The 21199-nt window shown below is 66.0% G+C and carries 23 protein-coding genes and 3 tRNA genes; 9 read left to right on the plus strand and 17 right to left on the minus strand.

What is annotated here, in order from left to right:
* Window positions 1–17 precede the first annotated feature (17 nt).
* Window positions 18–551 carry a sigma-70 family RNA polymerase sigma factor gene (locus FHT32_RS24580; protein ID WP_176667293.1) on the minus strand — a complete coding sequence of 178 codons (534 nt, stop codon included), beginning with the start codon at window positions 549–551 and terminating at the stop codon, window positions 18–20.
* Between the two features lie 424 nt (window positions 552–975).
* Between FHT32_RS24580 and FHT32_RS24585 the strand changes: the two genes are divergently transcribed.
* Window positions 976–1824 (plus strand): plasmid replication/partition related protein, encoded by an 849-nt coding sequence (locus FHT32_RS24585; RefSeq protein WP_176667211.1) that lies wholly within the window; start codon window positions 976–978, stop codon window positions 1822–1824.
* A 54-nt stretch (window positions 1825–1878) separates the two neighbouring features.
* On the opposite strand, the gene FHT32_RS24590 is transcribed toward FHT32_RS24585, so the two are convergent.
* Window positions 1879–2463, minus strand: coding sequence for a YSC84-related protein (locus FHT32_RS24590; protein ID WP_176667212.1), 585 nt, complete (start codon window positions 2461–2463; stop codon window positions 1879–1881).
* Between the two features lie 241 nt (window positions 2464–2704).
* On the opposite strand from FHT32_RS24590, the gene FHT32_RS24595 reads away from it, so the two are divergent.
* The gene (locus tag FHT32_RS24595) at window positions 2705–3364 is read left to right on the plus strand and encodes a DUF418 domain-containing protein (RefSeq protein ID WP_176667213.1); all 660 of its coding nucleotides are present in this window, start codon (window positions 2705–2707) and stop codon (window positions 3362–3364) included.
* A gap of 30 nt (window positions 3365–3394) precedes the next feature.
* Here FHT32_RS24595 and FHT32_RS24600 read toward each other — a convergent pair whose 3' ends face one another.
* Window positions 3395–5227, minus strand: coding sequence for a bifunctional UDP-sugar hydrolase/5'-nucleotidase (locus FHT32_RS24600; RefSeq protein WP_176667214.1), 1833 nt, complete (start codon window positions 5225–5227; stop codon window positions 3395–3397).
* Window positions 5228–5327: 100 nt separating this feature from the next.
* A complete protein-coding gene (locus tag FHT32_RS24605; protein ID WP_176667215.1) occupies window positions 5328–5798 on the minus strand; it encodes a hypothetical protein in 471 nt (156 codons plus the stop codon).
* A 173-nt stretch (window positions 5799–5971) separates the two neighbouring features.
* Between FHT32_RS24605 and FHT32_RS24610 the strand changes: the two genes are divergently transcribed.
* On the plus strand, window positions 5972–6181 hold the full coding sequence (locus FHT32_RS24610) for a hypothetical protein (RefSeq protein WP_176667216.1): 210 nt from the start codon (window positions 5972–5974) through the stop codon (window positions 6179–6181).
* 119 nt (window positions 6182–6300) lie between these two features.
* Here FHT32_RS24610 and FHT32_RS24615 read toward each other — a convergent pair whose 3' ends face one another.
* The 10 genes from FHT32_RS24615 to folC all read right to left on the minus strand — a co-directional run bounded on the left by FHT32_RS24615 (window position 6301) and on the right by folC (window position 14622).
* A complete protein-coding gene (locus FHT32_RS24615) occupies window positions 6301–6678 on the minus strand; it encodes an HU family DNA-binding protein (protein ID WP_176667217.1) in 378 nt (125 codons plus the stop codon).
* Between the two features lie 662 nt (window positions 6679–7340).
* Window positions 7341–7417, minus strand: a tRNA-Asp gene (locus tag FHT32_RS24620).
* 69 nt (window positions 7418–7486) lie between these two features.
* Window positions 7487–7562 (minus strand) — tRNA-Glu (locus tag FHT32_RS24625).
* A 48-nt stretch (window positions 7563–7610) separates the two neighbouring features.
* Window positions 7611–7686: transfer RNA gene (locus tag FHT32_RS24630), tRNA-Ala, on the minus strand.
* A gap of 35 nt (window positions 7687–7721) precedes the next feature.
* Complete coding sequence (gene gltX / locus FHT32_RS24635; protein WP_176667218.1) at window positions 7722–9110, minus strand: glutamate--tRNA ligase; 1389 nt, start codon at window positions 9108–9110, stop codon at window positions 7722–7724.
* 4 nt (window positions 9111–9114) lie between these two features.
* Window positions 9115–10341, minus strand: a complete 1227-nt coding sequence (locus FHT32_RS24640; protein WP_176667219.1) for an O-succinylhomoserine sulfhydrylase — start codon at window positions 10339–10341, stop codon at window positions 9115–9117.
* Window positions 10342–10352: 11 nt separating this feature from the next.
* A complete protein-coding gene (purF, locus tag FHT32_RS24645; protein WP_176667220.1) occupies window positions 10353–11855 on the minus strand; it encodes an amidophosphoribosyltransferase in 1503 nt (500 codons plus the stop codon).
* Between the two features lie 12 nt (window positions 11856–11867).
* Complete coding sequence (locus FHT32_RS24650) at window positions 11868–12353, minus strand: CvpA family protein (protein ID WP_176667221.1); 486 nt, start codon at window positions 12351–12353, stop codon at window positions 11868–11870.
* Between the two features lie 21 nt (window positions 12354–12374).
* The gene (locus tag FHT32_RS24655) at window positions 12375–13253 is read right to left on the minus strand and encodes an SPOR domain-containing protein (RefSeq protein WP_176667222.1); all 879 of its coding nucleotides are present in this window, start codon (window positions 13251–13253) and stop codon (window positions 12375–12377) included.
* Window positions 13254–13314: 61 nt separating this feature from the next.
* On the minus strand, window positions 13315–14622 hold the full coding sequence (folC, locus tag FHT32_RS24660) for a bifunctional tetrahydrofolate synthase/dihydrofolate synthase (RefSeq protein WP_176667223.1): 1308 nt from the start codon (window positions 14620–14622) through the stop codon (window positions 13315–13317).
* Window positions 14623–14658: 36 nt separating this feature from the next.
* Here folC and FHT32_RS24665 point away from each other — a divergent pair, with 36 nt between their 5' ends.
* The 4 genes from FHT32_RS24665 to argG all read left to right on the plus strand — a co-directional run bounded on the left by FHT32_RS24665 (window position 14659) and on the right by argG (window position 17525).
* Complete coding sequence (locus FHT32_RS24665; protein ID WP_176667224.1) at window positions 14659–15012, plus strand: ArsC family reductase; 354 nt, start codon at window positions 14659–14661, stop codon at window positions 15010–15012.
* Between the two features lie 58 nt (window positions 15013–15070).
* Window positions 15071–15697, plus strand: coding sequence for a hypothetical protein (locus tag FHT32_RS24670; RefSeq protein ID WP_176667225.1), 627 nt, complete (start codon window positions 15071–15073; stop codon window positions 15695–15697).
* Window positions 15698–15822: 125 nt separating this feature from the next.
* Window positions 15823–16149: a pyrimidine/purine nucleoside phosphorylase gene (locus tag FHT32_RS24675; RefSeq protein ID WP_176667226.1), complete on the plus strand. Its 327-nt coding sequence runs from the start codon at window positions 15823–15825 to the stop codon at window positions 16147–16149.
* 35 nt (window positions 16150–16184) lie between these two features.
* A complete protein-coding gene (argG, locus tag FHT32_RS24680) occupies window positions 16185–17525 on the plus strand; it encodes an argininosuccinate synthase (RefSeq protein ID WP_176667227.1) in 1341 nt (446 codons plus the stop codon).
* 73 nt (window positions 17526–17598) lie between these two features.
* Here the strand turns inward: argG and FHT32_RS24685 are convergent, their stop codons facing one another.
* Together FHT32_RS24685 and murB are read right to left on the minus strand one after the other, a co-directional pair.
* Window positions 17599–18441 carry a hypothetical protein gene (locus FHT32_RS24685; RefSeq protein WP_176667228.1) on the minus strand — a complete coding sequence of 281 codons (843 nt, stop codon included), beginning with the start codon at window positions 18439–18441 and terminating at the stop codon, window positions 17599–17601.
* A gap of 16 nt (window positions 18442–18457) precedes the next feature.
* Window positions 18458–19510 carry a UDP-N-acetylmuramate dehydrogenase gene (gene murB, locus FHT32_RS24690; RefSeq protein WP_176667229.1) on the minus strand — a complete coding sequence of 351 codons (1053 nt, stop codon included), beginning with the start codon at window positions 19508–19510 and terminating at the stop codon, window positions 18458–18460.
* Window positions 19511–19557: 47 nt separating this feature from the next.
* Here murB and FHT32_RS24695 point away from each other — a divergent pair, with 47 nt between their 5' ends.
* Both FHT32_RS24695 and FHT32_RS24700 read left to right on the plus strand, forming a co-directional pair.
* Window positions 19558–20043, plus strand: a complete 486-nt coding sequence (locus tag FHT32_RS24695) for a YajQ family cyclic di-GMP-binding protein (RefSeq protein ID WP_176667230.1) — start codon at window positions 19558–19560, stop codon at window positions 20041–20043.
* Window positions 20044–20195: 152 nt separating this feature from the next.
* Window positions 20196–20840 carry a TIGR02281 family clan AA aspartic protease gene (locus tag FHT32_RS24700; protein WP_176667231.1) on the plus strand — a complete coding sequence of 215 codons (645 nt, stop codon included), beginning with the start codon at window positions 20196–20198 and terminating at the stop codon, window positions 20838–20840.
* Window positions 20841–20843: 3 nt separating this feature from the next.
* Here the strand turns inward: FHT32_RS24700 and FHT32_RS24705 are convergent, their stop codons facing one another.
* Complete coding sequence (locus tag FHT32_RS24705) at window positions 20844–21197, minus strand: RidA family protein (protein ID WP_176667232.1); 354 nt, start codon at window positions 21195–21197, stop codon at window positions 20844–20846.
* Between the last annotated feature and the right edge of the window lie 2 nt (window positions 21198–21199).

A 21199-nucleotide genomic window follows, 5' to 3' on the forward strand; every position in this document is an offset into this window, starting at 1 on the left:
AGCTGTGGTGCGTGCCTCTAGATCACGTCTCTTTCGAGCAGCAGGTGGCCGCACGACTTGATGGCCGTCGCAGCCTCGGCGATCAGGCCGTTCACCAGCCCCAGCGCACAGCCCAGGCGCGCCGCGATCTCGCGCTGTGTCAGGCCTTCCAACCGATAGAGCTCAAACACGAGGCGCGTTCTCGGCGCGAGTCCGGAAAGAACCCTGTCGATCGCGCTGATGACCTGACGCTCGCACATCACGCGGTCGGGCGTGCCGACGGCTTGCACGTCGAGCAGTTCCACGTCGACATCGAAGGTGCGATAGCTCGCTTCGACGCGGTGGCGGCGGCAGTAGTCCAGGGCCATGTTGCGTACCACCTGGCAGCAGTAGCCGATGGGCCGCTCGGCATGCCGCACGCAAGGGCCGTCCACGATCTTCAGGTAGGCGTCCTGCACCACGTCGTCGGCCAGATCCGACGTATTGACGATCTTGCGGGCCACGCGCCAAAGCTGCGCGCGATTGGCAATGAAGACCTCCCCGAGCGGAGACTCGGACGAATGCACTGGCATGTTGAACACCTCTTCCTCCTGTGAGCGAGCCCCAAGGGGCCGCAAGTCCGATTTACTACTTTTGATGCACAAATCTAAACAAGAATCATTTCTATTTATATACAAACTTCGAGGCGCCCTGTTGACCTATCGCGTCAACGTTCAAAACAATGTGTGGGGCCCCAGAAGCATTCGGCGCGGCGAATCGCTTGGTCCGGAAGCTCTGCAGAAACGCGGAGACCGGCATCGCTCAGGTGGGGACCGCGATGATAGTCCACTTCGCGCGATGTAATCGTCCGTGAACTTGCACGGGGCCGCGAAACAGACCCCTTCCACTTCGCACGCGACCGGCATAGTTGCCTGCAGACGCAAGCGCCGGTGCGGTCGGTGCCATCGCGCTACGCCCGCCCATCTAGAATCCCGCCCTCTCCCCGATCCCCGCCCCATGAACATCGTCGTCAACGAAGAACTCAAAGCCTATATCGACCCCATGACACCGGAGGAACACGAGGCGCTGGAGCGGAGCATCCTGGCCGAGGGTTGCCGCGATGCGCTCGTGCTTTGGGGCGACGTGCTGGTGGACGGCCACAACCGCTACGGCATCTGCCAGAAGCACGGCCTGCCGTTCAAGACCGTGCAGAACCCGCGCTTCAAGACCATCGAGGACGTGCACCTCTGGATGATCGACCAGCACCTGGGCAGGCGCAGCATTTCGGACTATCTGCGCGGCGTGCTCGCGCTAAGGAAGAAGGACATCGTCGACCAGCAGCGCAGCCGTTCCGCAACGGCACCGGCGGAGTCGGCAGCCTCCTCGTCGGACGCGCCGTTCGACGCAGATCCGCCCGCCGACGCGACGCCCGAAGACGATGCGGCTACGGCGCCCCTGCCGCCGCCCGCACCGCTCAACAGCCGCGAAGCCATCGCCCGGGCCGCGCGCCTGAGCAGCAGCCAAGTCGTGATGATCGAGAAGATCCAGAAGCAGGCTGCGCCGGAACTGGTGGCAGCCGTGAAATCGGGCGTGATCTCGATCAACACCGCGGCGGCCGTGGCCACATTGCCGGCTGAAGAGCAAGTGTCGGCCGCGAACGCTGGCAAGGACGAACTCAAGCAAGCGGCCAAGCGCGTTCGCGAGTCGAAGAAGAAACCGCGCGTGGAATCCGCCGAAGCCTCGCCGGACGACGAGGGCAGCACGGACACAGTGCAGGCGCTGCAGCAGCGCGTGGCAGAGCTCACGGCCGAGAACGAATCGCTGCGCAGGCAGGTCGCCGAACTGCAGGCGCAGCTCGCGCATTGAAATCTCCGCCGGTCCGCTCAGGACCGACGGGTTTTCTTTATCAAGACTGACTAGTTAGGGCTGGATCGCGCTGATCTTGGCGCCCGACAGCGAAACGCCGGCCTCCAGCCCCACGTTGGTCATCACGAATCCCACCACGGGCTGGCGAAGGGTGTTCGTGTCGATGCTGCCGTTGGCTCCGATGGTCGCGAGCGCCACGGTGGCATCCGCGCCGGCCGTCCAGCCCTTGCTGTTGCGGAACTGGTCGAGCGCCGCCTGCGTAGTGAAGAGATAGATCACCGCCTTCGACTGCGCGCCGGCCTGGAATCCCACCGAGCCGGCGGTCGTGCTGTAGTAGGCCTGCGTGCGGCCGTTCACGCGCAGGGCACCTCGCCCGTATTCGGCACCCACGCCCATGCTGGCGCCAACCACGGCGGGGAACACCAGCACGCCGCTCGACCTGGCGACCAGCTCACGCGAGCCCTTCACGGAGTCGTACAGCTTTGACAGCGAGGCATCGACCTGAGCGTCGATGGAAGTGCGCGAAGACGCGCTGCTGGCCTGGTCCTGCGGCCGCGTGGTGGTGCACCCGACGAATGCCAGGCTGCACGCCGCCACGATGGACGAGAACGCCAGCGTTCGGAAGTTCATGGCTTTCATGACGGAATCCTTTCCTTGCAGAGAACATGGATCGACCCATGCTAATTCCGCAAAAACCAGGCAAAACCGGTTGAAGGCATCGGCCTACGCAAGGTCACGGCCTCGATGAACCGATGGCCGTTCGTCCTACCGCATCTAGCGCAATGTTCGTGCAATGCTGGTTCGTAGCATCGCGGCTCAGGAGCGGGCGGCTGCACGCGGCCGTCCGCGATCTGGCATCGAACCGACTTCGCGCCCTCCCATGACACTCGATCTCGCAAGGCTCCCGCGCCAATCACGCGCCGGGAGCGTCCGCCGCCTCGAACTGCCCGACGCTCTGCGCGGCTTCGCACTGCTTTGCGCGCCCGTGCTCGACCTGCTTTGCACTTCGGCGCTCGAGTTCGCGGTGATGTCAGCCGCCCTGCTCGCGTTGCTCCTGGGCGTGAGCTTCGCGACGCGTGTCGACGGCCCCGGCGAGAAGCCCGGGGCCGTACGCCTGATCGCGCGACGCATGCTGAAGGAGTCCGTCGCATATCGGCACCTGTGGGTTCGCCTGCTGCAGGCGTCACTTGCCGCCGGCCTTGTCGCGGTCGCACTGCCGCAAGGCGGCGCGCCGCTCGTACTGGCCCTGTTCGCGATCTGCATCGCAGCATTCGTTCTGATGTTCCAGCAGCTGCGCTGGCGCCGATGGCTGCGCAAGCTCTCCCCGATGGGGTGCATCTGGTCGGCGAACTACCTTGTGCAGGTGCTATTCGTACTTGGCCTTTTCCATGTGCTGGAGCCGCGCTTCGGGCTCCTGCTGGGGGTTGCCGTGCCTAGTGTCGCGATCGCCGTGCTGCAGGCCGTGTTCAGCTGCATGTGGCTGGCGAGATCCCGCCCCGCGGCGCTCGAGCGGGTTCGTCTCGGCGGGCAAGCCGGCTGAAAGCGGCCCGCCCCGTTCGCCGTCACCTGCTCAGGGAAGAACCGTGATGCGGTTGGTGGCCGGCGGCGTCAGCGGGCTGTTCGCCTTGATGTAGGCCTCCAGGGCATCCACGTCCTGGTCGCCGCCGAGCGCATCGGTGCCCTGGTTGAAGACGGTGAAGTTGTCGCCGCCTGTGGCCAGGAAGCTGTTCATGGTCACGCGGTAGCTGGTGCCGTCGGCCATCGCGGTGCCGTTGAGCGACATGTTGCTGATGCGAGAACCGGCGGGCGCCGAGAGGCTGTAGCTGTAGGTGAAGCTTGCCGAAGGCAGCAGCACCTTCGGCGAAGTCGTGCTGTTGGAGCCGCTGTTGAACTGCTGCTCCAGCACCGCCTTGATCTGCGCGCCGGTCATGGTCTTCACCACCAGGCTGTTGCCGAAGGGCTGCACGGCGAAGATCTGGCCGTAGGTCACGCTGCCGTCGCCGGCAGGCGCGAGGTCGGCGCGAACGCCGCCCGGGTTCATGAAGGCGATCTGCGCTTCGCCCTTGCCGGCGGGCTTTGTTGCGGCCAGTTGCGCATCGGCGATCAGGTTGCCCAGCACGCTTTCCTTGGACGCAGTCTGCGTGCGTGTGGCCGTTGCCGTCAGCGAGCCCACCACGCGCTGTACCAGCGGACCCGCGATGGCGAGGTACTGGCTGATGAGCGCGGCCACTTCCTGGTTCTTGCCGAAGACGGGGTACTGGTCGGTCAGCGCGACGGTGGTCGAGCCGCTGGTGTAGGCCTCGCCCTGCACGATCACGTTGTCGGCGGCCTTGGCCGTCACCTTGCGCGTGCGCGTGTCGATGGTGAGGTTGATGTCGGTCAGCAGCGTGCCGTACTGACCGGCGCTGGTCAGCAGGAAGGGCTTGGCCGGATTGGTCTTGCCGTAGTCGCACACGTAGGAGCGGTGCGTGTGGCCCGAGATCACGACGTCGACCGCCGTGTCGAGCTTGTTGAGGATCGGCAGGATGTCGCCGCTCAGGCCCGTGCAGCTCTTGTCGTTGTAGCCCACGGTTGTGGTGCCGCCTTCATGGATGACGACGACGATGGCGTCCGCGCCCTGCGACTTCAGCTGCGGAATCAGCGCGTTTGCCGTGTCCGCCTCGTCCTTGAAGCTCAGGCCCGCGACGCCAGCCGGCGTCACGATGTTCGGCGTGCCCTTCAGCGTCATGCCGATGAAGGCCACCTTCACCGTGGCGCCATCTTTCGTGAAGGTCTTCATGCCGGTGGCGGGAAACAGCGTGTTGCCGTCGCCCTTCACCGTGTTGGCGGCGAGGAAGCCGAAGTTGGCGCCCGGGAAGCTCTTGTTCACGCGGCAGGGCTCGAGCGCGGTGTTCTTCGCGCACCCACCGTTCTTCATGCGCAGCAGTTCGGTCTGGCCCTTGTCGAACTCGTGGTTGCCGACCGCGTTGAAGTCGATCTTCATCGCGTTGACGGCTTCGATGGTCGATTCGTCGAGAAAGAGCGCGGAGACCAGCGGCGACGCGCCGATCATGTCGCCGGCAGAGACGACTGCGTTGTTCGGATTCTTTTCCTTCAGCGAGGCAATGGCCGATGCCATGTAGGCAGCGCCGCCGGCGGGCACCGGCACCGTGCCGCCCGCCTTGGCAGGCGCGGTGATCGACAGCTTCGGCGGCTCGAGGTTGCCGTGCAGGTCGTTGAAGGCGATGAGCTTCACGTCGATGGTGCCCGGTACTGCAGGTGCCGGTGCGGGTGCCGGCGGATTGGCGGCCGTGGGAGGCGGCACGAACGGAATGAAATTGTTCGAACTGTCGCTGCCACCGCAGGCAGTCAGGGCAGCCGCCACCACGCCGGCAAGGGCGAAGTGCTTCAACGATGAGCGCATGGGAACCTCTCTCCTTTGTTTGGAATGCAGCGGATGCTGGACATGGCACATGACGAAGCCATGAAGGCCCGATCGCTTCGCAAGGAGATCGGTCGCGGGCTCAGGGCAACTGAACGAGGCGAATCGCGACACCAGGGCCGAAGGCGGCCTGCAGGAGCGCCCTGCCCTGCAGGCTGCGCTCGTCGGCTGGGAACTGCACTGCGAGCCAGCCTTCGGTCGGCCGGCGCTGCAGATGCCAGCCCTCCTGTCCGAGGAGGATGAGCCGGGCGAGCGCGGCTGGATCTGCCACCGGCGGCGCGGCGGGCGTGATGTCGAGCCAGTCGATCACCTGCTCGCTCTCGCCGCCCAGGCGTGCGGCCGCGCTCGCGGCGAGGGCCTGCTGCGTGGCGGCATCGCGCACCATGCCCTGCAACACGATGCCGCCACCGTGCCAGCGGATTTCGAGCGAAGGGCTTGCCCTGGCGGCGCTGGCCTGCGCCTCGCCCGCAGCGATCAGGTGCCACGCGATGCCCGCCGCCAGGATGGCGACGCAGGCGATCGACGCCGCGAGAATCTTGATCCGCTTTGGCATTGGAGGCATGAGCGTGCCACGCCAGGCATGACGCCGGTGTGACGCCCGCCTGCAGCCGGCCGACAGCCATTCGGCCTACACGGATAAACGCATGCCGGCGCACCCGCTGAGCACCGGATTCCTATACGCTTGAGTTCCGTCCCCCGCATTCCCCAACACCCCGAGGAACGAACATGGCAGCCAATGCGAAAGTCACAGGAAATGTCGAATACCGGGCCGGCGACGGCCCCCTGATCCTCATTCCCCAGGGCCCCATCGAGATCCAGCTGGCGCCCGACAGCGCCGTGCTGAGCTGGGGCGATGCCGGCACCATGCAGACGACGGCGATCCCGATCGCCGAATACCAGCGCTACCTGAACGAGGGCGTAATCCAGCCCGACTGAAGACTCACTTTGTTTGCCGGCGGCAGTTGCGCCGCCCATGAAAAACGGCCCCGAAGGGCCGTTTTTCGTTTGCTCTGCATCCGCAGCCTGCGGCTACTGCAATGCATGCGTCACCGTTCTTACTTCTTCTTGGCAGCCACGGCCTTCTTGGCGGGTGCGGCGGCCTTCTTCGCTGCGGGCTTGGCAGTCGCAGCCTTGCTGTCGGCCTTGCGCTTTGCAGCCTTGGGGTCCACGGCGGCCTTGAAGGCTGCGCCCGGCACGAACTTCGGCACCTTCTGTGCGGCGATCTTGATCTTGGTGCCGGCGCTGGGGTTGAAGCCCGAGCGTGCGGCGCGCGCCACTTGCTTGAAAGTGCCGAAGCCGACGATCTGGACGGGATCGTCCTTCTTCACGGCGGCGACGATCGAGCTGGTGATGGTCTCGAGAACGCGCGCGGCTTCTGCCTTGCTGAGGTTGTGGGCGACGGCGATTTTTTCGACGAGTTCGATGCGGTTCAACTGAGTTCCTAGTAGGTTTGATTTCGCCATGTTGCCTATGGCGGCGCAGCACGAATCACGCTGCAAGCGGGCGGGAGTTTATTCGACTGCGAGAGCCCGGATGTAACGCGGTCGCTTCGGGCTGTCGTTGATTTGCCTCATTCGGTCTTCGAGGAGGTCTTGTGCTCGCATGTCGGCGTGCGCTGCGGGGCATCGCGCGGGCGATCCAGCTCACGGATGACCATCTATCGGCGAGAAAGATCGAACTCGGTGTAATGACAAGGACGCCGAGCCATGACGAAGTTCTCCGATGAGATTTGATGACACCGTGCTTGCAAGGGCTGCTGCGGTTCATCGATGCTGCTGTGATGGCGACACTACCGTCGCTACAAAACTACGTATCGAGCGCGCGTCCGCTACGGTGTTCTCCAACAGCATCGGCGGGCCAAGCATCGGGCGTCTCTACCGATGCTCTTCGTGAGCAAGCGCATCGTGAGCTCGCCCCCGGAACCTGATCACGCATTCATTCGATACGCCGCACTTGCCATGCGACGAGCGCACGGCGCCCGTAGCCGTGATGCAACAGGCGCACGCAGACCAATGAATGAATCGGGAGAGCAAAGAAAAGGAAGAAGCCAGAAAGTGAAAAGCCCCTGCAGCTTTTGACTGCAGGGGCTTCTGACTGGCGGAGTGGACGGGACTCGAACCCGCGACCCCCGGCGTGACAGGCCGGTATTCTAACCAACTGAACTACCACTCCTGGTAGACAACGTTCGCTCCTTGCGGAACCGAGTGTTGACGACTCGTGCCGGCTTCACCGAAGTGAAACTGGCGACCCTACGGGGATTCGAACCCCGGTAGCCACCGTGAAAGGGTGGTGTCCTAGGCCTCTAGACGATAGGGTCAAAACCTTGGACGTGCTGCGATCAGCATCTCAAACCATCTCGACACTCTGGTGGAGGTAAGCGGGATCGAACCGCTGACCTCTTGCATGCCATGCAAGCGCTCTCCCAGCTGAGCTATACCCCCGTGTGGGTGTCGAGCCTCAGATTATAGCCCGAATTTCAGGCCTTTCTCAATCGTTCGATAACTTTTTCGCGGGAAAAAATTTCGAGGACTGAATCCAAGGACGGTGTTTGCGGTGTTCCCATCACAAGCACTCGTACTGGCATCGCTAACACTGGCATCTTCAATGCGTGTGTCGCGAGGACTTCCTTGATCATAACTGCGATCGAGACCTTATCCCACGCGACCGTCATCATTTTTTCTGCGAGCGTTGCGATTGCGGGCTTCACTGCATCGGTGATGTGCTGCGCGCGATCGGCTTCGGACACGGTGATGTCCGCATAGAACGCAGAAGCCCAGTCGGCCAGCGCGACCGTGGTCTCGCAGCGATCCTTGAAGAGCGCGCAGATCGCTGGCAGACGCTCATCTGCAACGATGCCGCGCTTCTGCAGCTGTGCTGCAACGAGCGGCGCGAGTTCATCGCCGCTCTTCGCCTTGATGTACTGCGCGTTGACCCACGCGAGCTTGGCCGCATCCCACTGCGCGGGGCTCTTCGACAGGTGCGAACCGTCGAACCAGCTCACCATCTGCTCGCGCGTGAATAGCTCGTCGTCGCCATGGCTCCAGCCGAGGCGCGCGAGGTAGTTCAACATCGCTTCGGGCAGGTAGCCGTTGTCCTCGTAGGCAGTGACGCTCACCGCGCCGCGGCGCTTCGAGAGCTTCTGCCCATCGTCGCCGAGGATCACCGGCACGTGGCCGAACTCGGGCAGCGGCGCACCCAGCGCGCGGAAGATGTTGATCTGCCACGGCGTGTTGTTGATGTGCTCGTCGCCGCGGAACACGTGCGTGATGTTCATGTCCCAGTCGTCGACCACCACGGCGAAGTTATAGGTCGGCACACCGTCGGGCCGCAGGATGATCAGGTCGTCGATTTCGCGGTTGTTGATGGTGATCTCGCCCTTCACGAGGTCGTTCCACGTCACGTCGCCTTCGGGCGGGTTGCAGAAGCGCACCACTGGCGGCACGCCTTCAGGCACGGGCGGCAGCACCTTGCCCGGCTCGGGGCGCCAGCGGCGGTCGTACAGCGTCTTCTCGCCACGTGCACGTTGCGCCTCGCGCATCTCCTCGAGTTCCGCAGGGGTGCAGTAGCAGTAGTAGGCGGTGCCCGCCGCGATCATCTGCGCGATCACTTCGCGATAGCGCTCGAGGCGCTGCATCTGGTAGATCGGGCCTTCGTCGTATTCGAGGCCGAGCCAGTGCATCGACGCGAGGATCTGGTCGGTCGAGTCCTGCGTGGAACGCGCCACGTCGGTGTCCTCGATGCGCAGCACGAACTCGCCGCCGTAGTGGCGCGCATAGGCCCACGAGTAGAGGGCCGTGCGAGCCGTGCCCAGGTGAAGAAAACCCGTGGGGGATGGTGCGATGCGGGTGCGTACTTTGCCGGTCATTTCGTTATCGTGGATTCAGTGTGCTCAGGCCGCGCGCGATGTCGGCCTTGATGTCTTCGACGTGCTCGAGGCCCACCGCGAGGCGGATCAGCCCCTGGCCGATGCCCGCGGCCTGGCGCTGCGCTTCGGTCAGCCGGCCATGCGAAGTGGTGCCGGGGTGCGTGATGATGGTCTTCACGTCGCCGAGGTTGGTGGCCAGGCTCACCACGCGCGTGCTGTTCATGACGTGGAAGGCATTGGCGCGCGCCGTCTCGGGCGAGTCGCCGACCACGTCGAACGACACCACCGCGCCGCCCTGCCCCGACTGCTGCTGCATGGCCAGCTCATGCTGTGCATGCGATGCGAGCCCGGGGTAGTACACGCGCGAGACGCCCGGCTGCTTCTCGAGCCACTGCGCGATCTCCATCGCATTGGTGCAATGCGCCTTCATGCGGATGCCCAGCGTCTCGATGCCCTTGAGCACCACCCACGCGTTGAACGGCGCCAGCGCCATGCCGGCGGTGCGCACGATGGGCCCGAACACGTCGACGATGAGCTTCGAGGGACCGCAGATCGCGCCCGCCATCACGCGGCCCTGGCCGTCGAGATGCTTGGTGCCGGAATGAATGACGAGGTCCGCGCCCAGTGCCGCCGGACGCTGCAGGATCGGCGTACAGAAGCAGTTGTCGACCGCCAGCAGCGCGCCCGCGGCGTGCGCCACGTCGGCCAGCGCGCGGATGTCGCAGACCTCGGTGAGCGGATTGGTCGGCGTCTCGGCGAACAGCAGCTTCGTGTTGGGCTTCACGGCCGCGCGCCATTCGGCCACGTCGGTCTGCGACACGAAGGTGGTCTCGACGCCGAATTTGGCGAACTCCTTGCCGAACAGGTTCAGCGTGGAGCCGAACACCGAGCGCGAGCAGACCACATGGTCGCCGGCCTTCAGCAGGCCCATGCACATCATGAGGATCGCGCCCATGCCGGTCGATGCGCCGATGGCCGCTTCCGTGCCCTCGAGCGCCGCGATGCGCTGCTCGAAGCTGGTCACGGTCGGGTTCGAGGTGCGCGAATAGGTGAAACCCGGCTCGGTGCCGGCGAAGCGGCGCATCGAGGTCTCGGCATCGGGCTGCACGAAGCCGCTGGTCAGGAAGAGCGCGTCGGAATGCTCACCGTACTGGCTCGGTGCGAGGCCGGTGCGCAGCGCGAGCGTCTCGGGGTGCAGCCCGGGCGGCAGTGTTCGATCGTCGTCGGTCACTTCGGCTGCCCTCACTCGCTGTGATTGGGGAGCGCGAGGCGCGAAGAGTCCTCTTCGGTCTCTTCGATGCGCGGGCGGTTGCCGTTCATGCGCGAGATGGCTTCGGTGTCGATATCGCCGGTCACGTACACGCCGTCGAAGCACGATGCGTCGAAGCCGTCGAGCTTGCCGTTGAGCGAGCCGATGGCGCGCTTCATGGCGTCGACGTCCTGATAGATCAGCGCGTCGCAGCCGATCAGTTCACGGATTTCCTCGACGCTGCGATCGTGTGCCACCAGTTCGTCCTTGGTCGGCATGTCGATGCCGTAGACGTTGGGGTAGCGCACCGGCGGCGCGGCACTGGCCAGGTAGACCTTGCGGGCGCCCGCGTCGCGCGCCATCTGCACGATTTCGCGACTGGTGGTGCCGCGCACGATGGAGTCGTCGACCAGCAACACGTTGCGGCCCTTGAACTCGCTGCCGATCACGTTGAGCTTCTGGCGCACCGATTTCTTGCGCACGCCCTGCCCCGGCATGATGAAGGTGCGGCCGACGTAGCGGTTCTTCACGAAGCCCTCGCGGTACGGCACGCCCAGCAGGTGTGCCAGCTGCGTGGCGCTCGGGCGGCTCGACTCGGGAATCGGGATGATCACGTCGATCTGGTTCGGCGGCACCGTCGACACCACGCGCTTGGCCAGCGTCTCGCCCAGGTTCAGGCGTGCCTGGTAGACCGAGATGCCGTCGAGCACCGAGTCCGGACGGGCCAGGTAGACGAATTCGAAGATGCAGGGGTTGAGCGTCGGCGACTCGGCGCACTGCATCGAATGGACGTTGCCCTCGAGGTCGATGAACACCGCCTCGCCCGGATTGATGTTGCGCTCGAAGGTATGGCCCGAGCCTTCCAGCGCGACCGATTCGCTCGCCACCATCACGGTGCCGTCGGCGCTGCGGCCCATGCACAGCGGCCGGATGCCGTACGGATCGCGGAAGGCCAGCAGGCCATGGCCGGCGATCAGCGACACCACGGCATACGAGCCGCGCAGGCGCTTGTGCATGCTCTTCACGGCAGCGAACACTTCGGCCGGATGCAGCGGCACGCCCCGCGAGGCGCGCTCGAGTTCGTGCGCCAGCACGTTGAGCAGCACTTCGGAGTCGCTCTCGGTGTTGGTGTGGCGATGGTCGGTGGAGAACAGCTCCGAACGCAGCGCGTGGGCATTGGTCAGGTTGCCGTTGTGCACCAGCACGATGCCGAAGGGCGCGTTCACGTAGAAGGGCTGGGCCTCTTCCTCGCTGTAGGCGTTGCCGGCGGTCGGGTAGCGCACCTGGCCCAGGCCCACGCTGCCCGGCAGCGCGCGCATGTTGCGCGTGCGGAACACGTCGCGGACCATCCCCTTGGCCTTGTGCATGAAGAACTTGCGTTCCTGCAGCGTGACGATGCCTGCGGCGTCCTGGCCGCGGTGCTGCAGGAGCAGCAGCGCGTCATAGAGCAGCTGATTGACGGGTGCGTTGCTGACAACGCCGACGATTCCACACATGAACGATTCCCCTTAGGGCAGGTAGCTGGCCAACTTTTCAGGCAGGGAGGGCTTGAGGCCCTGCAATGCCGCATCGAGAACAACGGCGCTGCGCGATTCGTGCCACCAGGCACTGTCGCTCAACACCAGCAAATGGACAACGACGGCGAACACGAGCAGGGCCACCACGCCCCGCGCCGCACCAAACGCCGCGCCCAGAATCCGGTCCACCGGCCGCAAACCCACGACCGTGATCAACTTGCGCGTGAGCGCTGCCACCAGCCCCACGCCGAACACTACCGCCACGAACACCAGCACAAAGGCCAGCGGGTAGCGCCACGCTCCCTGCGGGTCGCCGAACGGCAGCCATGCCGCCACGCCCGACGCCAGCCACTGGGCTGCAATGAAGGCGGCCACCCATCCGATCAGCGAAATCACCTCGAACACCAGCCCGCGCACCAGGCCGAAAAGCATCGACACCCCGATGAGCGCGACGGCGATCCAGTCGAGCAAGGCCACGGCAACGGAAGGCGACGACTCTTACAACGTGAGGATCGCGGCCGACAAAGACAAGCCCTTGACCTTCTCGGCAGCGCGGTCGGCCTCGGCACGCGAGCTGAAGGGACCGACACGCACACGCGTGCGCTCACCGTCGGCCGTCTTCGCAACGTGCACATAGGTCTTGAGACCGGCCTTCTCGAGCTTCTGGCGCACCTCGCGCGCCTTGTCGGCATCGGCGAAGGCGCCGACCTGCACCACGAAACGGCCGGCATCGTCGGCTGCGGCAGGCTTGGCCGCGGCAGCGGTGGCGGGCTTGCCCTCGAGCAGCGCGCGGGCACGAGCGCCATCGTCGACGGCAGCGGGCTTGGGTTTCGCTTCGGGCTTGGCTTCCGGCTTCGGCTTGGCCTCGGGCTTGGGTTCCGGCTTGTGTTCGGGTTTTGGTTCCGGCTTCGGCTCCGGTTTGGGCTCGGGCTTCGGCTTCGGTTCGGGCTTGGGCTCCACGGCCGCGACGGGCGGCTTGGCGGGCACGGGCTTGCCGGGGTCGATCACGGTGCCGTCGGCGGTCTCGGTGATCATGCCGCTGGACGAGGAAGAGGCAACGCGCGAGCTGCCGCTGTTGTCGGGCGCCGCCGCCGGCGAGGTGCTCGCGGCAGGCGCGGGCGTCGCGGGAACGGGCAGCGGCTTGACCTTGTTGCGGTCGGGAATCTCGATGGGGATGTCGACCGACACGGGCCGCGGCTGGGTATCGAACAGCAGGGGGAAGCCGATCACGCCGAGCAGCACCAGCACAGCCGCGCCGAGCAGCCGGTGGCGCGCACGTCGACGCATGGTTTCGACACTTTCCGCGGGGACGGCTGCCGGGGCGCCTCGTCCTTCGTTGCCTTGCGGGCCGCGCGTGCGGAACTTGAAAAACGCCATGAAGTTCGATCCCTGAAGGAGTGCAGCGAGCTTGCGCCAGAAGGTGTGTACGGCCCGACGGTCAGCCGCCCGGCGACAGGTGTTTGGCTTGCAGCCGGGGGGTGCCGTTTTCGAGCACGCCACCCACGGTGAAGAACGATCCGAAGACCACGATTCTATCAGCGGCCCCTGCCTGCCCGATGGCCGCGTCCAGCGCCTCCATGGGGCTCGCGTGCACGCTGCCGGAGGCGTCGGTGCGCTTGTTCTGCGCCTGCCAGGCGGCCAGCAGATCCGGCGCCTTGGCGGCGCGCGGCGTGGGCAGGTCGGTGAAGTACCAGCGGTCGATCAGCGGTCCGATGCGCGCGAGGATCGGCGCCAGGTCCTTGTCCGCCATCACGCCGAAGACGCCATGCGTGGTGGGGTAGAAGCCCATCGCGTCGAGGTTCTCGGCCAGCGCGGCCACCGCGTGCGCGTTGTGCGCCACGTCGAGCACCAGTGCCGGCTCGCCCGGCACGATCTGGAAGCGGCCCGGCAGTTCGACCATTGCGAGCCCGTTGCGCACGGCCTGCGCGGTGATCGGCAACTGCGGCCGCAGCGCCTCGAGCGCCGCCAGCACGCCGGCCGCATTGATGAGCTGGTTGGCGCCGCGCAGCGCCGGATAGGCCAGCCCGCTGTAGCGCCGCCCGCGGCCCGACCAGCCCCACTGCTGCTTGTCGCCGGAGACGTTGAAGTCGGTTCCGAAGCGCCACAGGTCGGCGCCGATCGCATTGGCGTGGTCGACCACGCTCTGCGGCGGCACCGGGTCGCTCACAATGGCGGGCTTGCCCGGGCGCATGATCCCGGCCTTCTCGAAGCCGATGCTCTCGCGGTCGGGACCGAGGTATTCCATGTGGTCGAGGTCGATGCTGGTGATGACCGCGCAGTCGGTGTCGATGATGTTGACCGCGTCGAGCCGGCCACCCAGGCCGACCTCGAGGATCGCCACGTCGGGCTTCTGCTCGCTCATGCAGTGCAGGATGCCGAGCGTGGTGAACTCGAAATAGGTCAGGGGCATCTCGCCGCGCGCCTTTTCCACCACTTCGAAGCTTGCTATCAGTTTGGAAGCATCGACGGCCTCGCCCAGGAGCCGCAGCCGCTCCTCGAAGCGCACCAGGTGCGGAGAGGTGAACACCGCCGTGCGGTAGCCCGCGTGCGTCAGGATCGATTCGAGCATGGCGCAGGTCGAGCCCTTGCCATTCGTGCCAGCCACAGTGATCACCGGGCAGCCGAAACGCAGGCCGAGACGCTGCGCCATTTCCTTGGCGCGCTCGAGTCCGAGCTCGATGTTCTTGGGATGGAGTCGCTCGGCGCGCTCGAGCCAGTCGTTCAGGGTTTCCATGGAGGCGGGCATTGTCGCCGACCCGTCGACCGGGGCATCATCGCGGCCATGACAACCCTATACGGCATCCCGAACTGCGACACCGTCAAGCGCGCCCGCGCCTGGCTCGACGAACACGGCGTGGAATACACCTTCCACGATTTCAAGAAACAGGGCGTGCCGGAGGCCGAGCTCGACCACTGGCTGAAGAAGCCCGGTTGGGAGGCACTGGTCAACCGCAAGGGCACCACCTGGCGCAAGCTCGACGACGCCACCCGCGAGGGCGTGGTCGACGCCGCGTCGGCGCGTGCCGTGCTGCTGGCCAACCCCAGCCTGATCAAGCGGCCGGTGGTCAACTGGGGCCCGAAAAAGCCCGTTACGACGGGGTTCGACGCCGAAACCTGGGCTGTCAACGCCGTGTAAACCGCGGAACCCGACCTGCCACCCGGCGTCGAACTTCGATCCGCATGAGAGACACACCATGAAAAATCGCAGTTTTCGCTTTCTCGCCGGCATTTCGGTCGCCGGCATGCTGGCCGCCGGCACCGGCCTCGTTCATGCCCAGCAGAACCAGGTGGTCCAGGCCCGGGTGATCTCCGCCACCCCGATCCGCGAGACGACCGGCAGCGACGTCAACTACAACGTCACCTACGAATACAACGGCCGCCAGTACACCACCCGCATGAACAGCCGGCCCGGCGCGACGATCCCGATCCAGGCCGGCGCTTACGGGGTCACGGGCGTGACGGGCGCCACGACCTCCCCGGTGGCGCCGCAGCCGCAGCTGCAGCCCTATCCGGTCGAGGCCAACAACGGCGGCGGCTATGCCCCTCAGTCCGGCGGCTCGCCGTGGGACAACGTGGTGCCCGAGCCGGGAGTCGTCGTTTCCAGCGCCCCCGCACCGGTCTACCAGCCGGCCCCGGTTTACGCCGCTCCCGCACCCGTCTACGTGGCGCCTGCCTACGCGTACCCCTATGCCTACCCCTACGTCTACCCGCCGGTCGGTGTCTCGCTGAATCTGGGCTATTCGCGCGGCTGGGGCGGCGGCTACTACCGCGGCTACGGCTATCGCGGCTGGGGTGGCTACCGCGGCGGCTGGCACCGCTGAGGCGCCGGCTGGCGGGCTGCAGCGCCCGAGCCCCTAAAATCGAGGGCTTTTCCAACCCTTGACGGGTGCGCCGCTGGTGCGGTGCGTCCTCGATTCGCTGGCCGCCAAGGCGCCGGCGCCACCCAATGACGACGACTACCGACACTCTGAACAGCGCCGCAGTGGCCACCAAGGCCAATGTGTATTTCGACGGCAAGTGCGTGAGCCACAGCCTCACCCTGGCGGACGGCACCAAGAAATCGGTCGGCGTGATCCTGCCGTCCACCCTCACCTTCAACACCGGCGCCCCCGAGATCATGGAAGGCACCGCCGGCAGCTGCGAATACCAGCTCGCGGGCTCCGACGAATGGATCGCCTCGGGCCCCGGCCAGAAGTTCAACGTGCCCGGCAACTCCAGCTTCAAGATCCGCGTAGCGGGCGAGCCCTACAGCTACATCTGTCATTTCGGCTGAGCCGCCCGAAACAACGCCAACCGGACTACCCAGACATGTCGACCATCCTCCAAAACGTTCCCGCCGGCCAGAAGGTCGGCATCGCCTTCTCCGGCGGCCTGGACACCAGCGCGGCGCTCCACTGGATGCGCAACAAGGGCGCGATTCCCTACGCCTACACCGCCAACCTCGGCCAGCCCGACGAGCCCGACTACGACGAGATCCCCCGCAAGGCGATGCTCTACGGCGCCGAGAACGCCCGCCTGATCGACTGCCGCGCGCAGCTGGCCAACGAAGGCATCGCCGCCCTGCAGGCAGGCGCCTTCCACGTGACCACCGCCGGCGTCACCTACTTCAACACCACCCCGCTGGGCCGCGCGGTCACCGGCACGATGCTCGTGTCGGCCATGAAGGAAGACGACGTCCACATCTGGGGCGACGGCAGCACCTACAAGGGCAACGACATCGAGCGCTTCTACCGCTACGGCCTGCTGACCAACCCCGCCCTCAAGATCTACAAGCCCTGGCTCGACCAGGTCTTCATCGACGAGCTGGGCGGCCGCGCCGAGATGTCGGCGTTCATGCAGAAGGCCGGCTTCGCCTACAAGATGTCGGCCGAGAAGGCCTACTCGACAGACTCGAACATGCTCGGCGCCACGCACGAGGCCAAGGACCTCGAGCACCTGAACAGCGGCATCCAGATCGTGCAGCCCATCATGGGCGTGGCTTTCTGGAAGGACGAGGTCGAAGTCAAGCGCGAGACCGTGTCGGTGCGCTTCGAGGAGGGCGTGCCGGTCGCGCTGAACGGCGTGCGCTATTCGAACCTGGTCGAGCTGATCCTCGAAGCCAACCGCATCGGCGGCCGCCACGGCCTGGGCATGAGCGACCAGATCGAGAACCGCATCATCGAGGCCAAGAGCCGCGGCATCTACGAGGCTCCCGGCCTGGCGCTGCTGTTCATCGCCTACGAGCGCCTGGTCACCGGCATCCACAACGAAGACACGATCGAGCAGTACCGCGAGAACGGCCGCAAGCTCGGCCGCCTGCTCTACCAGGGCCGCTGGTTCGACCCGCAGGCCATCATGCTGCGCGAGACGGCCCAGCGCTGGGTGGCGCGCGCCATCACCGGCGAGGTGACGGTCGAGCTGCGCCGCGGCAACGACTACTCGATCATGAACACCGAGTCGGCCAACCTCACGTACAAGCCCGAGCGCCTGAGCATGGAGAAGGTCGAGGGCGCGTTCACGCCGCTGGACCGCATCGGCCAGCTCACGATGCGCAACCTCGACATCGCCGACACGCGCGAAAAGCTGGGCATCTACACGCAGGTCGGCCTGCTGTCGTCGAGCGAAGGCGCCTCGCTGCCGAAGCTGGCGAACGACGGCGACGCTAGCTGATCGGCAACGGCCCGCTCCAATGACAACGGGCCCCTCGGGGCCCGTTTTTCATGGGTGAAGCGCGCGGAGAAGATCAGTCTCCGCCACCTCCGCCGCAGCCGCCCCCGCAACCACCGCCGCCATCGGACGAACCACCGTCGCCGGAGCCGCCGTCACCACCGCCGCTGCTGCTCGACTCGCTGCCGCCGAAGCCGCCTGCGTCGCCCGAGCTGCCGCCGTCCGACGAAGACGATTCCCCGAAGCTCGTGCCGCAATGGGCATCCGAGCCGATGTGCCGCTCCACCGCACGGCAGTCGGGCACGTAGTGAAAGCCGCCTTCAACGGCGAACTTGATGTCCAGCGCGAACAGCAGCGGCAGCCGCGCCGGCTTGCGCGGGTCGATGCTCTCTTCCTTGCAGGCCCAGTACCAAGTGCGGCGCAGGCCGTCGTTGCGCTTGGCGTCCCTGCCCAGCACCTCCGCCGGGCTGTGGTGCAGCATGCCGCCGAAGGCCGCCTTGCACCAGTTCTGGTAGCCCTGCGTGTGCAGGATGAACTCGTGCCAGGCCGTGTCGACCACCTTCGAAGGCATGGCCACGAACTTTCGGTCGCTGCGCAGGTGCGCCATGAAGAACTGGCGCAGGCCGCGCAGCACCAGTTCGGCATCGCGCCGGCTGAGCTGCGGATGTGCCTGGCACAGCTTGCCCACCAGGAAGGGCGGCAGCCGCGCTTCGCGGATGAACTGGCGCCGCAGGCTGGTCTCGAGGAACTTGAGCACCGCCGCGAACAGCAGCGCGAACACGATCACCGCCACCATCGAGCCCCAGCGCCGCGTTCCGAGGAAGAGCGCCAGCAGCGCGACCACGGGCACGGCCCGGCGAGCCCAGACGAGGGCGCCGATGCGGCGGCGGAAATTCAGGTGGAGGAAGTCGAGGTCCATGTCGCCCGACGGTCCGTCAGACCACCACCGGCTCCGGCTCCAGCCGGATGCCGAAGCGTTCGTACACGCTGGTCTGGATGGCCTTGGCCAGCGTCATCACCTCGCCGCCGGTCACCGGGTTCTCGCGGCCGCCGCGATTGACCAGCACCAGCGCCTGCCGCTCGTACACGCCGGCATTGCCCACCGACTTGCCCTTCCAGCCGCAGGCGTCGATGAGCCAGCCGGCCGCCAGCTTGATGCTGCCGTCGTCCATGGGGTAATGAACGATCTTCGGGTCGCGCGCGATGATGTCGGCGCACTGCTCGGGCGTGACCGTCGGGTTCTTGAAGAAGCTGCCGGCATTGCCCAGCACGCGCCAGTCGGGCAGCTTGGCGCGGCGGATGGCGCAGATCCAGTCGAAGATGTCCTGCGCGCTCGGCGTGAAATTGCCGGTTTCCTCCATCTTGCGCTCGAGATCGAGGTAGCCGACCACCGGTTTCCAGGGCTTGGGCAGACGAAAGCGCACCCGGGTGATCACCGCCCTGCCCGCCAGCCCGAAGTCGTTCGGGCCGCTGCGCACGTGCTTGAAGACCGAGTCGCGATAGCCGAAGGCGCACTGGGCGGCATCGAGGGTGAAGCTGCGGCCGGTTTCGAGGTCGAAGGCGTCGAGCGAATCGAAGCGGTCCTGCAGCTCGACGCCGTAGGCACCGATGTTCTGCACCGGCGAGCCGCCGACCGTGCCCGGAATGAGCGCCAGGTTTTCCAGCCCCGGATAGCCGCTGCGCACCATCCATTCGACGGCGTCGTGCCAGGTTTCGCCGGCTCCAGCCTCCACGATCCAGGCGCGCGGGGTTTCCTCGAGCAGCCGCAGGCCCTTGATCTCGACCTTCAGCACCAGCGATTTCACGTCGCCCGTCAGCACGATGTTGCTGCCGCCGCCCAGCACGAAACGGGGCGCGTCGCGCCATGCCGGATCGGCATGCAGCGCGGCCAGATCAGCCTCGCCGGCAATGCGCGCGAGGTTCTGCGCGCGCGCGACGATGCCGAAGCTGTTGTAGGGCTGCAGCGGGACGTTGGACTCCACGATCATGGGAGAATTGTCGCATCTGCACCCGTGAAGAATTCAGGAGAGAGTCCATGCCGTCCTTCGATACCGTCTGCGAACCCAACCTTCCCGAGGTGAAGAACGCGGTCGAGAACACCGCCAAGGAAATCGCAACGCGCTTCGATTTCAAGGGCACGGCCGCCGCCGTCGAGCTCAAGGACAAGGAAATCACCATGATCGGCGACGCGGAGTTTCAGCTCGTTCAGGTCGAAGACATCCTTCGCAACAAGCTCACCAAGCGCAGCGTCGACGTGCGCTTCCTCGACAAGGGCGACGTCCAGAAGATGGGCGGCGACAAGGTCAAGCAGGTCATCAAGATCAAGAGCGGCATCGAGAGCGAGCAGGCCAAGAAAATCACCCGCATCGTCAAGGACAGCAAGCTCAAGGTGCAGGCCGCGATCCAGGGCGACGCGGTGCGCATCACCGGCGCCAAGCGCGACGACCTGCAGGCGGCCATGGCCCTGATCAAGAAGGACGTGCCGGACATGCCGCTCACGTTCAACAACTTCAGGGACTGAAACAGGTACTCCCCCAGGCTTGCCCACTTCGTGTGGCCGCCAACCCCCTCGCCGGGGGCAATACCGGCGGACCGGCGGAGCCGGTTCCGCAGTATTCCTGGTCTATTCGGGTCGCACGACCGATATTTGGCACTTGGAGCAGCAAGCCTCGTATGAAACATCTTCTCGTCGCAGCGCAGCTGTTTGCTGCCGCCGCCGTGGCGCACGCGGCCGGCTCGGTCACCCTGACGGGCAGCATCGGCAGCCGCGCGATCCTGATCGTGAACGGCAATCCGCCCAAGACGGTGGCGGTCGGCGAGAGCTACCAGGGCGTGAAGCTGATCTCGCTGCAGGCAGAGCAGGCCGTGGTCGAGATGGAGGGCAAGCGCGTCAACCTGCGCATGGACACGCCGGTGAGCATCGGCGGCGGTGGCGGGTCGGGCGGGGGCGGGAGCCGCGTGGTGCTGTCGGCCGACAGCCGCGGGCACTTCATGACGCAGGGCGCCATCAACGGCCGGCCGGTCACCTTCATGCTCGACACGGGCGCGACGGCCATCGCGCTGTCGGCCGACGATGCCCAGCGCATCGGCCTGGACTACAGCAAGGGCCAGCGCGTGCTGATGAACACCGCCAACGGCACGGCCACCGGCTACAAGCTGCGCCTGCAGTCGGTGCGCGTGGGCGACGTGGAGGTCTACGACATCGACGCCATCGTCTCGCAGCAGGCCATGCCCTTCGTGCTGCTGGGCAACAGCTTCATCAACCGCTTCTCGATGCGGCGCGACGCGGACCAGATGGTCCTTGAGAAACGCTATTGAGCCTCAGGCCTGCGCGGCCGTGACGACGATCTCGATCTTGTAGGCCGCATTGGCCATCTTGGCCTGCACGGTGGCGCGCGGCGGCGTGTTGCCGGCCGGGATCCAGGCGTCCCACACCTCGTTCATGGCGGTGATGTCGTCGATGTCGGCCAGGAAGATCTGCGTCATGAGGATGCGCGACTTGTCGCTGCCGGCCTCGGCCAGCAGGCGGTCGACCATGCCGAGCACCTGCGTGGTCTGGCCGCGGATGTCCTGCGTGGTGTCGTCGGGCACCTGGCCCGCGAGGTAGATGGTGCCGTTGTGCACGGCCGTCTCCGACAGGCGGGGGCCGACGTGGTAGCGGGTGATGGAAGCCATGG

Source organism: Variovorax sp. SG517, assembly GCF_013376045.1.
Lineage (GTDB): Bacteria > Pseudomonadota > Gammaproteobacteria > Burkholderiales > Burkholderiaceae_C > Variovorax.